Raw genomic sequence first — 13046 nt, forward strand, 5'->3', positions numbered from 1 at the left:
CAGCTGGAGTGCCGGACAGTTGTCCAGCACTCCAGCTGGCGCCATTACAGCTGCGGCCGGCGACGCCCCAGGTAGAACGCGAGTCCCAGTGCGCCGAAGCCGAGCCCGGCGACCAGACCCGCCGCCGCCATCAGATACATCTGCGTGCGGTCGGGCGACTCGTCGGAGGCCAGCTGCATCCGGTAGTCACCGGGCAGGGGCGCCTCCTGCGGCTCCCCGAGACCCGGGTACTGCTGGGTGCGGTGCACCTCGAACTGACGCTCGCCCGTCGGGGCGGTGACCCACTGACCCCAGGCGGGCGTCGCGCCATCGAGCAACACCTTCCGTCCGCCGTACTGGACGTCGTCACCGAGGTCGACGACCTGGTTGACGCGGAACGGCTGATAGGTCGCGTTGGAGTAGCGCACCTGGACCGGCACATTGTCGTAGCGCGCCAGCGGTGGCGGCGGCACGAACGGCACCCCGGCCTGCGGCAGGTAGCCGCCGCCGAAGAACGTGCCGACGGCCACGTCGGCGGCCAGGTTCGCGGCGTTGAGTACCACCGCCGTGAAGCTGTAGGCGGCCAGCGCCGCACCGTCGACAAGGACCCGGCCCAGCGGGGGCACAAACAGGATGCGCGGCGCGCGGTCGTAGATGTAGACGATGCGAACCGGAGCCCGGAACGGGTTGAAGATCACCGGTCGGTACCAGTCGTCGTACTCGATCCAGCGGTGGTCCCACTGACGAACCCGGTGGTCCCACTTCTTCTTGTCCCAATCCCAGTCGTGGTTGTGGTCCCAGTCATGGTCACGATCCCAGTCATGGTCACGATCCCAGTCATGGTCGCGGTCCCAGACATGGTCGCGGTCGCGGTCGCCGATCGAGAATTGTGACCCCGCATTGAATCCGGACTCGAACGGACCGAGCTTGGTCTTGGACTGGAGGTTGATTGCGCTCGACAGGAAGTCGACGTCTTCCTTCTTCGCCGGCTCCGGCTTGACCTCGACCGGCTTCGCCTGGCGAGCGAGCTGGACGTCCTGCTCCGGTGCTATCAGCGTGTCGGGCGTAGCCGTCTCGACGCGCTGGACGGCCTTCGTCACCGTTGACGGATCGGTCTGCTTGTCGTCTTTCGCATTCGGCTTCTGCCCGGGCGCGAGGCCTGTCGCGCCCTGCGCGTCCTGCTTGGGCTCGTCTGGCTCGCCCGGAAGCTCGGCAGGAGCGGGCGCGACGGCCGGGTTGTCGACCTTGGGTGCGTCGGGCTTCGGTGCATCGGGCTTGGGCACGTCGGCCTTAGGAGCGTCGACGGCCGGCGCATCGGCCTTGGGCACGTCGGCGTTGGGCGCGTCGGCCTTTGGTACCACGGCGGGTGCCACGTCGACCTTCGGTGCGTCAGCCTTCGGCGCCGGTGCCTCCACGACCCGCGGCGCTTCCTTCTTGGGGGCCAGGGGATCCTGCTTCGGCGGTGCCGGTGCTTCCTGGACCGGCGCCTGAACCTGCTTCGGCGGCGCCTGAACCTGCGGCTCGGGCTCCGATGCCTGCACGTCGGGAGCGAACGAGGGCTGCCGTGGGGCCGGTGCTTCCACCTGACGCGGCGCTTCCACCTGCGGAGCCGGCGCCTGCTTCGGTGCCGGGGCCTCGACCGGCGCCTCCTGCTGAGCGTGGGGCGCCTCAGGAACGACGACTTCTGGCGTCGGGACGATCGGAATGCCCGGGTCGTTCTTGTCCGGTTTGGCGAACGCCGGTGCGACTCCCCCGCTGAGCGCGCTCAAAGAGACGACGGCGCCGGAGGCCAGAACCGCGACAGCGCTTCGCCAGGAGCAGGTTTTGACGGGGATGGACATTTCTGCATCGACTCCTCTGGTCGTCAGACGGTGGCAGGTAGCCGCCACCGCTTGTGTGCAGCCATCTCCCCCGACACTGGAAATGGACCAGCAGGCGCCGCGGTGCTTTGTATGTGATCCCGGATGCTGCCTGTGGCGTGGCGGCCATCCGGTTACAACAAGTAGATCGCCACGCTAAAGATTCCGTTACAGCCGTACGATCGGTCCCACGTCACACTGCGATCGGAGCGCCGCCATGGAAACCCGCGATCGACTGTTCATCGGCAATGAATGGGTGGCGCCGGCCACCGACGCCACCATCGACGTCATCTCGCCGATCAGCGAAGAAGTGTATGCGCGCACCCCCGACGGCTCGCCCGCCGATATCGACCGGGCCGTCGCCTCGGCCCGGGAGGCGTTCGACAATGGGCCGTGGCCCACCATGACGCCGCAGGAGCGGGCCGACGCCATCAACGCGCTGTCGCAGGCCTTGCAGAAACGCGCAACCGAGATCGCCGACGTCGTCACCAACGAGAACGGCGCCCCCGCCTCGCAGTCGATGGGCACACAGGCGTTCGCGGCCACCATGGTTCTCGACATCTTCGCCGACATCGCGCGCAACTATCCATGGACCGACGAGCGGGTCGGAGCCATGGGCCAGAAAGTGGTGGTGCGACGGGCGCCGGTCGGCGTCTGCGCCGGAATCATCCCGTGGAACGTGCCGCTGTACATCATGGCGATGAAGCTGGGGCCGTGTCTGGCGTCGGGCTCGACGATGGTGCTCAAGCCCGCACCCGAAACCGCGCTGGACCCATACCTTCTGGCCGACGCGGTGCTCGAGTCCGGAATTCCGCCCGGCGTCATCAACATCGTCACCGCGTCGCGCGAGGCCAGCGAGCACATCGTCACCCACCCCGGCGTCGACAAGGTCAGCTTCACCGGGTCGACCGCCACCGGCGCGCGAATCGGTGAGCTGTGCGGTGCACAGATCAAGCGCGTGACGTTGGAGCTCGGCGGCAAGTCCGCCGCGATCCTTCTGGACGACGTCGACCTCGACGGGCAGCTGCAGAACATCCTCATGTCCGGCCTGCTGAACAACGGGCAGGCATGCGCCGCGCAGACCCGCATCCTGGCGCCGCGGTCGCGGTACCAGGAAACAGTCGATGCCCTGGCCGCCGGTGTGGCCGCAATGACGGTCGGCGATCCCAACGACCCCGCCACTGCCGTCGGGCCGGTGGTCGCTAAACGGCAGCGCGACAAGATCGTCGGAATGCTGGAGTCGGGCAAGGCAGATGGCGCCAAAGTGGCCGTCGGCGGTGGCACCCCGGCGCACCTGGACAAGGGCTGGTTCATCGAGCCGACGCTGTTCTACGACGTCGACAACGCGATGCGGATCGCCCGCGAAGAGATCTTCGGCCCGGTGCTGTCAGTGATCCCGTACGAAGACGAAGACGATGCGGTGCGCATCGCCAACGATTCCGACTATGGGCTGTCGGGTTCGGTGTGGACGGCCGACGTCGACCACGGCGCCGCGGTGGCCGCCCGGCTGCGCACCGGCACCGTTCCGGTCAACTCGGGGCTGTTACTGGACTTCAAGTCGCCGTTCGGCGGCTTCAAGAAGTCGGGCATCGGCCGCGAATGCGGCCCTGAAGGCATCGAGCCCTACATCGAGTACCAGTCGATCATCTACCCGAATTAGGCCTACTCAGCAAACAAAATTAGCTGGCCCGTTGCCTTCTCGCATTGTGCGGGTTGCTGTATGCTCGCAAACTAGGCGCGGCCCGCTTCCTGTGCTGTTGCAATAGCAGCAACAGTGGATTGCCGGGCGAAATTAAAGTGAGACGCGTGGGGTTCAAGCAAAGTGACTTATATGAAGACCCGAGTGGGCGAAAGCTTCGGGAAATATAAGCTGAATGCACTGCTCGGCAAGGGCGGGATGGGCGAGGTCTACCGTGCCTACGACACAGAGAAGGGCCGAAACGTCGCACTGAAGATCTTGCCAGATCAGTACTCGCAGGACGAACGCTACCGCGCCCGGTTCTTACGCGAGTCACGCGCGGCGGCAATCCTGCAGGAGCCCCATGTGGTGCCGATCCACGACTGGGGCGAGATCGACGGCAACCTCTACATCGACATGCGGTTGGTGCAAGGCCAGACGCTGCACGACCTCATCGAGCAGGGACCGCTGGCACCCGATCGCGCCGTTGCCATCGTTGAGCAGATTGCCGCTGCTCTGGACGCCGCCCACAGCGAAGGCCTAATCCATCGAGATGTTAAGCCGCAGAACATCATCGTCACCGCCGCCGACTTCGCCTACCTGGTCGACTTCGGGATCGCCGAGAGCCAGGGCGAAACCCGATTGACCATGGCCGGCACGCAGATCGGCTCGTTCGCCTACATGGCCCCCGAACGGTTCAACGACGAGCAGAGCAGTCCGGCTTCCGACATCTACTCCTTGGCGTGTGTGCTCTATGAGGCCCTGACCGGTCACCTTCCGTTCCCGGCCGCAAGCTACGAACACCTGATCGCCGCGCACGTATCCGCACCCGTGCCGAAACCCAGCGCGGTCAACAAGCGGGTGCCTGCCGCGATCGACGCCGTCATCGCCCGCGGGATGGCGAAGCACCCTGATGACCGGTACGGCACTGCCGGGGCGCTAGGCCGAGCCGCCCAGCGGGCCCTGCGGGCTGGTGCGGAGATTGCTTCGCCAGATGCGAACACTCAACTGGCACAGTGGATTTCGCCGTTGCCGCGCGCCATCGACACCGGGGATTCCGGCGCATTCACCCAGCCAGCGCCGACGACTACTGGAGAACTGGCGGTCGGAACGCGCGAACCGCTGGTCCCAATCGTGATCATCGGGCTCATCGCGGCGTTGACTTTGGGCGCGATGGGTATCGTCATCGGACTTCTGGTCTCCCCGAAGCCGGATCAGGACCAGGGAGCGATGCCAACCACGGCCACCGCGCAGGCACCGTCGACAGTCACGGTTCAGGCGCCGGCACCGAAGCCTGTGACGCCCACAGCGCAGCCGACTTCCGCGCCGCGCCCCCCCGTCGCCGCACCCACCCCGGCAGTGGATACGGCGCTCCAGCAGCTACAGCAAATCGCAGCAAATGACCGCTACGTGGTGTCGTCCCAAGCGGAAGGCCTCTGGGTTCCTCAGCTGAGCTCGAAGAAGGTGGGCTTGCAGGCCGAGGGCCGCACGTGGCACAACGCCTCGATACTGCAGGAGTACCTCAGCCTGTATCAGCTATACGACGCCAAGCTGCTGTGGTCCGGTGACTGGTCGGTCTTCGACGGGTCGAACTGGTGGATTACCATTGCACCGCGCACTTACGCCACCGCCGACGGCGCCCTGCAGTGGTGCCGAGAAAAAGGCTTCGACCGGGATCACTGTCTGGCCAAGTTCATCTCCACGACTCACGGGCCGGCCGGCACAACCAAGCTGAACTGACACGAGCGGCGCTCGCTCCAGCCGGTACCGTCACGATGTGATCGCATTCGCCAGGGCCGGGATCGCCGCTGTCTGCGCGGCGTTGACGGTGGCCGGATGCAGTCAGGCCACAGTCGTCGACGGTCGGGCGGTGTCGATGCGCTACGACCCGTATCGCGTGGCGGGATTACCGACGTCCGATGACCCGAGCGGGCCCCGGGTGGCCGCCCCGTCGCCCGTGGGCCGGGTGCAGAACACCGACGGTGGAGAGATCGACGGCCTGACGCTGATGGCGGTCGAGGACGTCGAGGACTTCTGGTCGCAGCACTATTCGGACGCGTTCGCGGGCACCTTCAGGCCGGTCTCCAGGCTCGTATCGGTGGATCCAAGGGCGTCGATGACCGTCTGCGGTGAGGATGCGGGCGCGTTCGATTTCAACGCTCTTTACTGCGCGCCCGATGACTTGATCGCCTGGGACCGCGTCGATCTGATGCCGGTCGCGCGAGAGTTCTTCGGCGACATGACGATCAACGGGCTGATCGCCCACGAATATGGGCATGCGCTGCAGACCCGCGCCGGGTTGGCGGGCGAGCAGAGGTCGTCGATCTTGGTCCGGGAACAGCAGGCCGACTGCCTCGCGGGTGTGTACATGCGCTGGGTGGCCGAGGGGCACTCGCCGCGGTTCAGCTTGAACACCAGTCGGGCACTGGATCAGGTGATGGCGGGGGCGATCGCCGGACGCGATCCGGTTTCGACGTTGGACACGCTGACCCTTGATCCGCCGTCGCACGGCACCGCGCTGGATCGGGTGAGCGCGTTTCAGACCGGTTTCGATGTCGGCTCAGACGGTTGCGCCGCAATAGATTCCGCCGAGATCCAGCAGCGGCGTGGCAACCTTCCGCAGTCGTTGTTCGATCCGACGAGCCCGCAGAGCGACATCGCGATCAACGAGCAGACGCTCTCGACGCTGATGGAGTTGTTGGGACAGATCTACGCCCCTGCCAACCAACCGACGCTGACCATCAGCGGCGGCGGCGATTGCCCGGTGAGCCAGCAGCAGCCCGTCGCCTATTGCCCGCAGACGAACCAGATCGGCGTGGACATGTCCACGCTGCAGCAGATCGGCGCGCCCGCCGACGAGAGCGACTTCGTGCTCCTGCAAGGTGACAACACCGCACTGTCGATGGTGACGTCGCGCTATGCGCTTGCGCTGCAATACGAACGGGGTCTGCCGCTCAATTCGCCGACCGCGGCCATGCGCACCGCGTGTCTGACCGGCGTCGCACAACGCAAGATGGCCGACCCCATTCGCGGGCCGTCGGGAAATCAACTGATCCTCGGCGCAGGTGATCTGGACGAAGCCGTGTCGGGGTTGTTGACCAACGGTGTCGTGGCCACCGATGTCAGCGGCACGCCGATCCCGTCCGGCTTCACGAGGATCCTCGCATTCCGGACGGGTGTGATGGGTGACGCCGACGATTGCTATCGCCGGTTTGACTGAGAGAATCGGCGCGTGAGCGAACCGTGGTGGAAGAACGCGAACCAACGCGTTCCCCAGCCGCCACGGCTACCAACACCGCCACCACCACGGCGACCGGCCCGACCCCCACGTCCGCGGCCGCCGGTGCAGCGGCATGCGCGGCCGGCTCCCCCACGGCGGCACCGCGGTCAGACGGCTCTGCTGATCGCTGTCGGTGTCGTCGCGATCGCGATGGCTGCGGTCCTGGTGACCGTCGTGCTGTCGAGCTTCGATGTGTTCACGGGCAAGGCGCTCGACGTGAGCAAGGCCGAAACGGGCGTTCAGCGAATACTGGCCGACCCCGTCGAGGGATACGGCGCCACGAACGTCTCGAATGTGGTGTGTAACGACGGACGCAACCCAGAGATCAAAAAAGGCGGAACCTTCACGTGCACAGTGGTTGTCGACGGCCGAAAGCGCGACGTGCTGGTGGTGTTCCAGGACGACAACGGCACCTACGCGGTCGACCGTCCGCGATAGCTACCGGGGAAAGCCGAAGAGCTGCACGACGCCGTGGTCGCGTCCGGCGGTGTAGCCGCCGTCGACTGCGATCGCCTGCCCGGTGACGAACGACGCCTCCGGTGACACCAGGAAAGCCGCCATGGCCGCGATCTCCTCCGGACGTCCCAGCCGTTGCAGTGCGTGCTCCTCGGTGATCGAGCTCAGCGGGCCGTCCATTCCCGGCAAACGAAAGACGTTGTCCAGCATCGGTGTTGCGATGAAGCCGGGGCAGATGGCGTTGGCGCGGATACCGCTGGGGCCGTAGTCGAGCGCGATGTTCTTGGTGAGCAGGACAACGCCGCCCTTCGCGGCGTTGTAGGTGCTGCCGCCCGCAGTGCCCTCCAGCCCCTCGACGCTGGCGAGGGTGACGATCGAGCCGCGCTCGTCGTCGACACGGGGCTGGTCGATCATCCGGGCCAGCGCGGCCTTGGCGACCAGGAACGTGCCGGTGAGGTTGATCGCAATCACCCTGTCCCACTCGGCTTTATCGAGCAGGTGGACCGGACCGCCGCCGGCGACGCCCGCGGCGTGCACGACACCGTCGAGGCGCTCGGGTACGCCGGCGAAGACGTCGGCGACCGCCGCTTCGTCGGACACGTCAGCCGCGACGAACGTGAATCTTTCGCCGAGGTCGGGCGGCGCGTTCAGATCGGTGCCGACGACGGTGCCGCCTTCAGCCAGTAGGCGTTGCGCGACGGCAAGCCCGATGCCCGAGGCCACCCCGGTCACGACGAACGTGCGTTCACGGGCTCGATCAGTGTCCTTGGCCACCAAGCTGCCTTTCGCTTGTCCCGCAACGGAATTGGTCAGAAGAAAGGGGTAAAGATGCAGCGGAATGCCGGCTCTTTGCCGCCGGCATCGAGGAGGAACTTCTCGCCTTCCCGAATCACCATGCCGAGGTAGGCGTAGTCAGCGCCCACCGTGCCTGCCATGCCGACGAACTCGGCCGGCGGGTCCTCGTAGCCGACGTACAGCTTCACCCGGCCCGTTCGGCCGTCTTTCGACGACACCGACAGGTATCCGGTGACCGGCGCGTCGTACACGGTGTTGAGCCTGACCCGGAACCGGGGCTCAGCCTCGTTCGGTTCGACCGTCGTGAGCTGGGTGACCTGCTGCTGCAGATCCGCCACCTGTCGCTGCAGCCCGACGATCTGGGCTAGCAGAGCCTCGGTCTCCGTCATGGCGATCACATTAACCGGAATGAAATGGCGTCCTGCGCGAGTTCTCACCGGTTGAGTGATCTCGATCAACAGAAAAGGGCCGACGATGCGCAGACCTGTTACCGCCAAGTCCCAGACGCTGCGTTGCATGGCAGCCGTCGTCGTGTCCCTCACTGCGTTGTTCGGTCCGCAGGCCACGGCGCTCGCCGACGCGGCCGAAGACCCGTCCTGTTCGGACGTCGAAGTCGTGTTCGCGCGTGGGACGTTCGAGGCCCCCGGTGTCGGCGCGACCGGCCAGGCCTTCGTCGATGCGCTGAAAGCACGACTGGGCAGCAAGAGCGTCGACGTGTACGGCGTCGATTATCCGGCCTCGCTGGATTTCCAGGCGGCGGCCAGCGGCGTCGCCGACGCCGCCAACAAGGTCCAAGCGATCACGACGACCTGTAACAGCACCCAGATCGTGCTCGGCGGTTACTCGCAGGGTGCGGCGGTGGCGGGCTACACGACCACGGACACGGTGCCTGCCGGGGTCGCACTACCCGATGGCCTTTCCGGCACCTTGCCGCCCGCAGTCGCGGCACGCGTAGCGGCAGTGGTGCTGTTCGGTACCCCATCGGATGCGTTCCTGCACCTGGTTGCGCGTGACGCTCCGCCGATCGCGATCGGCCATCTGTATGCGGCGAAAGCATTGCAGCTGTGCAACCCGGGCGACCCGATCTGCTTCCCCGGCGGCACTGACCGTTCCGCGCACAGCGCTTACAAGACCAACGGAATGGCAGACCAGGCAGCCGATTTCGCGGCCCGGGCGCTGTCGGTCCGTCACTGACGACGGCTTCGCGAGGCGGCCGAGCGCGGCGGTTGTGCGCGCATGTGATCGCGGGCGCGGCTCATGATGTCGCCGAGGGTGCGGACGTCCTTGGACGACAACGAGTCGAACAGCAGACCGCGGACGACGTCGATATGACCGGGCAGCACCTTGGCGACGCGAGTGCGCCCGGCCTTGGTGATGTCGACGATCGTGGCGCGTTGATCGTAGGGGCTGACGTCACGGGTGATGAGGCCCGCCGACTCCAGAATACTGGCTTGGTGGGTAAGGCCGCTGCGGCTGTAGACGACGCCGTCGGCCAACTCCGTCATGGTCAGTGGCCGCTCGGCATCGACGAGCTTGGCCAGGATCTCGAATTGCACGTAGCTGAGGTCGCCTTCGGCGCGTAGCTGCCGTTGCACGGCGAACTGCAGAAGGCTGACCGCCTCCATCAGGGCGAAGTAGGTGCGCAGTTGTTCGGGCTGCAGCGGCTTGGCCATGTCGTGATCCTAAAGCTTCGATGTCGAAGCAATGTGACGGGCGTCACGCGCGGTTCTGGAATCGCTTCGATATCGAAGCAAGTTGTACGGCACGCAACTGCTTCGATATCGAAGCAACTATCGAAAAGGAGAAGACCGTGAAGGCTGTTCTATACCGTCAGTACGGCGGCAGCGACGTCCTCGAGTACACAGACGCGCCGCGCCCGGAGCCGGGACCGGAGCAGGTGCTCGTCCAGGTGGCGGCCACTTCGTTCAACCCGGTCGACGCCGGCATCCGCGGCGGCTACCTGGCGGAGGTATTCAGCATTACGTTCCCGCACGTGCCAGGGATCGACGTGGCGGGCACCATCACCGAACTCGGCGATGGGGTGACGGATTGGCGCGTCGGCGACGCGGTCATCGGGATGCTTCCGATGGACGCCGACGGCGCAGCCGCCGAATACGTTCTCGCGCCGGCCGATGTGCTGACCGCCGCGCCGCGGTCGCTGTCACTGGCCGACGCCGCGGCGCTGCCGACCGTGGGGTTGACGGCGTGGCAGGCGTTGTTTGAGATCGCCGACCTCCAGGCGGGCCAGAGCGTCCTGATCAACGGCGCGGGAGGGGCGGTCGGGGGTTACGCGGTGCAGCTGGCCAAGAAGGCCGGGGCCGTCGTCACCGCGACGGCGTCGGCACGCAGTGTCGACCGGGTGCGCGCCCATGGTGCCGACCGGATCATCGACTACATCGATTACACAGCAACGCCTTTGGTTGTCGAAGGTCAGCCGTTCGATGTGGTGTTCAACTCGGTCGGCACGTCGTCAGAGGAGACGGCGGTGTTGGCCGGCCTGGTCGCAGACGGCGGGTTCTACGTCGGAACGATGACGTCAGGAGAGGAAGATCGTGAACGTGGGGTTCGCGCGCAGCGGGTGTTCGTCCGCAGCGACGCCGCACAGCTGGCGGGGCTGGTCAGCCACGTCGATGCCGGAGAATTGAACATCGATGTCGCCGACCGCCGGCCGCTGACGGAGGCCGCCGCCGTGCACGACGCCTCGGACGCCAATCGCCTGCCCGGCAAGACCATCCTGGTTCCCTGACCCGACGGGGCTGACGGCCTGGTGGCCGTCAGCCCCCTTGGTTGGCACCCTGGTGTTATGGCGGTTCTGAAAGGCGCGGTCGCGGCGTTGATGATGGTCCTGGGGTTGATAGCTGGCGCTTCGGCGCTGGCGTCGGCAGACCCCGATCCCCAAGGTGACGTGGCTTACGTGCGATTGCTCGAGCAGAACGGGGTGCCTTACGCCGATCGCGAGGCGATGGTCTCTTTCGCTCACGACCTCGTAGACCAGCTGAGCGCCTCCCCGCAGACGGACGCCAGTGTGGGCTCGATAGTCGAAGCCGGCGAACAGCGGGTATCTCAGCACGACATGGGGGTGATCGTCGCCGCCGCGGCTGTCGCCTACAGGCCCTCCCTTATCCCCGTGGTTCAGCACTGGGCGGACGGCGCCGCCGGCTTTCCGTGTGGCTCCGCAGCCGCGGCCGTGCTGCGGAGGTCTACTTGACAAGCAGGCGAAAATAGGGCTTGAGCTGCGCTGTGCTTGTGGTCCCGACTGGGATCGAACCAGTGACCTTCCGCGTGTGAGGCGGACGCTCTCCCCCTGAGCTACGAGACCGGGGAACGACGGAAAAGGTTAACACGGCGCGGGGTGCGCCAGAGAATTCGCCGAGACCGCAAGGTTCATCTTGCCGGCGATACCACCGTGGGCCGCCTGGCTGGTGCGGTGACTGCCGAAGGTCGGCGCTTCCCGGTCTCCAATGCCGTCGATAGGGCGGCCTAAACGGCGCGTCTCAAGGGATTTGTGTGGCTACGCTGCAGTGGACTATCGTCGTCCTTCGCGACGGGCGACGAGTCGTTCGTGGCGCGCGGATGTAGCGCAGTTGGTAGCGCATCACCTTGCCAAGGTGAGGGTCGCGGGTTCGAATCCCGTCATCCGCTCGAGGGTGCAGTCGCATCAACCCCAGCGGTGGAGTGGCCGAGTGGTGAGGCAACGGCCTGCAAAGCCGTGCACACGGGTTCGATTCCCGTCTCCACCTCCAAGGTTCTTCAGGCGCGATTAGCTCAGCGGGAGAGCGCTTCCCTGACACGGAAGAGGTCACTGGTTCAATCCCAGTATCGCGCACAGATTTGATGCAGGTCACAGGCGCTTTCTCAGTTCAGTTACGGTCTGCATGACCTAGATATGACCTGACAGTCGACGCGCTAGCAACCCAACTGAGAGGTAGCTAGCCATGACCACTGCCCCAACTCGCCCCCTACCGCCCACGGGGGCTCGCCCCGATGAGTGGCAGGACGACACACCCATGCCGTACCGAGTCGAGTTCGGTGACGTGCGCAACACCCAAGGCGTAGAACACACAACGGTTCAGGGAACCGCCGTCCAATTTTCCGATGGAAGCATCGACGACGGCAGCATCCATGAGCCTCCGCACATCTACCTCGGCGACGAGGCCCTCACCAGCGTCCAGGCCCGCGAGCTGGCCGCCGTGCTCGTCCAGACAGCCGACGAGGTTGATCGGTGGGCGCAGCGATGACCGACTTGCACATCGAGGAGGCGAAGATCCGCTCGGATTTGGTGCGCGGATTCTTCCTGTCAGGGAACCAAACGGGAATGTCCGCTGTCTGAGCTATTCTCTCCGCTCGGCCCCGACCATTCCCCTCGACGGATGGTCGGGGCCGTTTGACGTCGACTCCGGCATCGTAGAGCGATGACCGCTCGGCATCCTCAGCACCCCGCTGACCCGTCACGGCACCCAACGCCAAGGCTGGCAACCGTCGGTCATGAAAACAATTACATGGCCGTCTATCTCGCCCGTCCAAACGTCAACGTCACCATCGGGTTGGACTTCGGTCCGCGCGTTTTCACCCTGCTCGGCTTGTCCGCTATCGAGGATGTCCGTACCGGCATCAGGATTGACGCGCCGAACCGACCAGTCACAGATTTTGTCTCCACTTGGGCCGTCAGATTCCCACGTCCCCCAGTGCTTGCCGTCGATGCCGCCCATCTTGTGGGTGCCGTCGCTGGGCATGAGCTCGGGGCCGGGAGACGTGTTCGTTTCGGTTGTCGGCGATGCAGCCAGCGACGTCGACGGGGCCGCGATCGGTGTATGTATCTCTTCGCTATATCGGGAACATCCGCCGATCAGCAGCGCAGCTCCTACAAACCACACGAGCGTTTTCCCCCGCATCGATGCAGGATAGACCTGGCAGGACGGAGCAAAAGCCCGTTTTGAGGGAGCTTTCGTCCCGACCCGGATGGCGGCCCGAGCTGTCGGTGGCCGCCGATACGGTCACC

13 protein-coding genes and 4 tRNA genes are annotated in these 13046 nt (G+C 65.8%); 11 read left to right on the plus strand and 6 right to left on the minus strand.

Features of this window, described 5'->3' with window-relative positions:
* Positions 1-44: 44 nt before the first annotated feature.
* On the minus strand, positions 45-1820 hold the full coding sequence (locus A5651_RS26285) for a hypothetical protein (RefSeq protein WP_066975862.1): 1776 nt from the start codon (positions 1818-1820) through the stop codon (positions 45-47).
* Between the two features lie 235 nt (positions 1821-2055).
* Between A5651_RS26285 and A5651_RS04175 the strand changes: the two genes are divergently transcribed.
* From A5651_RS04175 to A5651_RS26380, 4 genes are all read left to right on the plus strand, one after another.
* Positions 2056-3498 (plus strand): aldehyde dehydrogenase, encoded by a 1443-nt coding sequence (locus tag A5651_RS04175; RefSeq protein ID WP_066975864.1) that lies wholly within the window; start codon positions 2056-2058, stop codon positions 3496-3498.
* 171 nt (positions 3499-3669) lie between these two features.
* The gene (locus tag A5651_RS04180) at positions 3670-5256 is read left to right on the plus strand and encodes a serine/threonine-protein kinase (RefSeq protein WP_066975867.1); all 1587 of its coding nucleotides are present in this window, start codon (positions 3670-3672) and stop codon (positions 5254-5256) included.
* 37 nt (positions 5257-5293) lie between these two features.
* Positions 5294-6736: a neutral zinc metallopeptidase gene (locus A5651_RS04185; RefSeq protein WP_066975869.1), complete on the plus strand. Its 1443-nt coding sequence runs from the start codon at positions 5294-5296 to the stop codon at positions 6734-6736.
* Positions 6737-6748: 12 nt separating this feature from the next.
* Positions 6749-7234, plus strand: coding sequence for a DUF4333 domain-containing protein (locus A5651_RS26380; protein WP_369803907.1), 486 nt, complete (start codon positions 6749-6751; stop codon positions 7232-7234).
* On the opposite strand, the gene A5651_RS04195 is transcribed toward A5651_RS26380, so the two are convergent.
* Both A5651_RS04195 and A5651_RS04200 read right to left on the minus strand, forming a co-directional pair.
* On the minus strand, positions 7235-8026 hold the full coding sequence (locus tag A5651_RS04195; RefSeq protein ID WP_066975873.1) for an SDR family NAD(P)-dependent oxidoreductase: 792 nt from the start codon (positions 8024-8026) through the stop codon (positions 7235-7237).
* A 35-nt stretch (positions 8027-8061) separates the two neighbouring features.
* Positions 8062-8436, minus strand: coding sequence for a hypothetical protein (locus A5651_RS04200; protein ID WP_066975875.1), 375 nt, complete (start codon positions 8434-8436; stop codon positions 8062-8064).
* 127 nt (positions 8437-8563) lie between these two features.
* Here A5651_RS04200 and A5651_RS04205 point away from each other — a divergent pair, with 127 nt between their 5' ends.
* Positions 8564-9241 (plus strand): cutinase family protein, encoded by a 678-nt coding sequence (locus A5651_RS04205; RefSeq protein WP_231988548.1) that lies wholly within the window; start codon positions 8564-8566, stop codon positions 9239-9241.
* Here A5651_RS04205 and A5651_RS04210 read toward each other — a convergent pair.
* Positions 9235-9720, minus strand: coding sequence for a MarR family winged helix-turn-helix transcriptional regulator (locus A5651_RS04210; protein WP_066975879.1), 486 nt, complete (start codon positions 9718-9720; stop codon positions 9235-9237). The genes A5651_RS04205 and A5651_RS04210 overlap by 7 nt on opposite strands.
* 137 nt (positions 9721-9857) lie before the next feature.
* On the opposite strand from A5651_RS04210, the gene A5651_RS04215 reads away from it, so the two are divergent.
* Together A5651_RS04215 and A5651_RS04220 are read left to right on the plus strand one after the other, a co-directional pair.
* Complete coding sequence (locus tag A5651_RS04215; protein ID WP_066975942.1) at positions 9858-10793, plus strand: NADP-dependent oxidoreductase; 936 nt, start codon at positions 9858-9860, stop codon at positions 10791-10793.
* Positions 10794-10850: 57 nt separating this feature from the next.
* The gene (locus A5651_RS04220) at positions 10851-11255 is read left to right on the plus strand and encodes a DUF732 domain-containing protein (RefSeq protein WP_066975881.1); all 405 of its coding nucleotides are present in this window, start codon (positions 10851-10853) and stop codon (positions 11253-11255) included.
* Between the two features lie 39 nt (positions 11256-11294).
* On the opposite strand, the gene A5651_RS04225 is transcribed toward A5651_RS04220, so the two are convergent.
* A tRNA-Val gene (locus A5651_RS04225) sits at positions 11295-11366 on the minus strand.
* Between the two features lie 250 nt (positions 11367-11616).
* Here A5651_RS04225 and A5651_RS04230 point away from each other — a divergent pair.
* The 4 genes from A5651_RS04230 (at position 11617) to A5651_RS04245 (ending at position 12285) form a co-directional block, all read left to right on the plus strand.
* Positions 11617-11689 (plus strand) — tRNA-Gly (locus A5651_RS04230).
* 27 nt (positions 11690-11716) lie between these two features.
* Positions 11717-11790: transfer RNA gene (locus A5651_RS04235), tRNA-Cys, on the plus strand.
* Between the two features lie 11 nt (positions 11791-11801).
* Positions 11802-11873, plus strand: a tRNA-Val gene (locus tag A5651_RS04240).
* Positions 11874-11982: 109 nt separating this feature from the next.
* Complete coding sequence (locus tag A5651_RS04245; RefSeq protein ID WP_156662587.1) at positions 11983-12285, plus strand: hypothetical protein; 303 nt, start codon at positions 11983-11985, stop codon at positions 12283-12285.
* Positions 12286-12495: 210 nt separating this feature from the next.
* Here the strand turns inward: A5651_RS04245 and A5651_RS04250 are convergent, their stop codons facing one another.
* Positions 12496-12939 (minus strand): hypothetical protein, encoded by a 444-nt coding sequence (locus tag A5651_RS04250; RefSeq protein ID WP_156662589.1) that lies wholly within the window; start codon positions 12937-12939, stop codon positions 12496-12498.
* Between the last annotated feature and the right edge of the window lie 107 nt (positions 12940-13046).

The sequence above is a fragment of the Mycobacterium sp. 1274761.0 genome, from assembly GCF_001668615.1.
Taxonomy (GTDB): domain Bacteria; phylum Actinomycetota; class Actinomycetes; order Mycobacteriales; family Mycobacteriaceae; genus Mycobacterium.

Excerpts from the sequence above, each read along its gene's own strand:
- A5651_RS26285 (WP_066975862.1), bottom strand. The coding sequence starts at position 1,820 with ATGTCCATCCCCGTCAAAACCTGCTCCTGGCGAAGCGCTGTCGCGGTT.
- A5651_RS04175 (WP_066975864.1), top strand. The coding sequence starts at position 2,056 with ATGGAAACCCGCGATCGACTGTTCATCGGCAATGAATGGGTGGCGCCG.
- A5651_RS04180 (WP_066975867.1), top strand. The coding sequence starts at position 3,670 with ATGAAGACCCGAGTGGGCGAAAGCTTCGGGAAATATAAGCTGAATGCA.
- A5651_RS04200 (WP_066975875.1), bottom strand. The coding sequence starts at position 8,436 with ATGACGGAGACCGAGGCTCTGCTAGCCCAGATCGTCGGGCTGCAGCGA.
- A5651_RS04205 (WP_231988548.1), top strand. The coding sequence starts at position 8,564 with ATGGCAGCCGTCGTCGTGTCCCTCACTGCGTTGTTCGGTCCGCAGGCC.
- A5651_RS04210 (WP_066975879.1), bottom strand. The coding sequence starts at position 9,720 with ATGGCCAAGCCGCTGCAGCCCGAACAACTGCGCACCTACTTCGCCCTG.
- A5651_RS04220 (WP_066975881.1), top strand. The coding sequence starts at position 10,851 with ATGGCGGTTCTGAAAGGCGCGGTCGCGGCGTTGATGATGGTCCTGGGG.
- A5651_RS04245 (WP_156662587.1), top strand. The coding sequence starts at position 11,983 with ATGACCACTGCCCCAACTCGCCCCCTACCGCCCACGGGGGCTCGCCCC.
- A5651_RS04250 (WP_156662589.1), bottom strand. The coding sequence starts at position 12,939 with ATGCGGGGGAAAACGCTCGTGTGGTTTGTAGGAGCTGCGCTGCTGATC.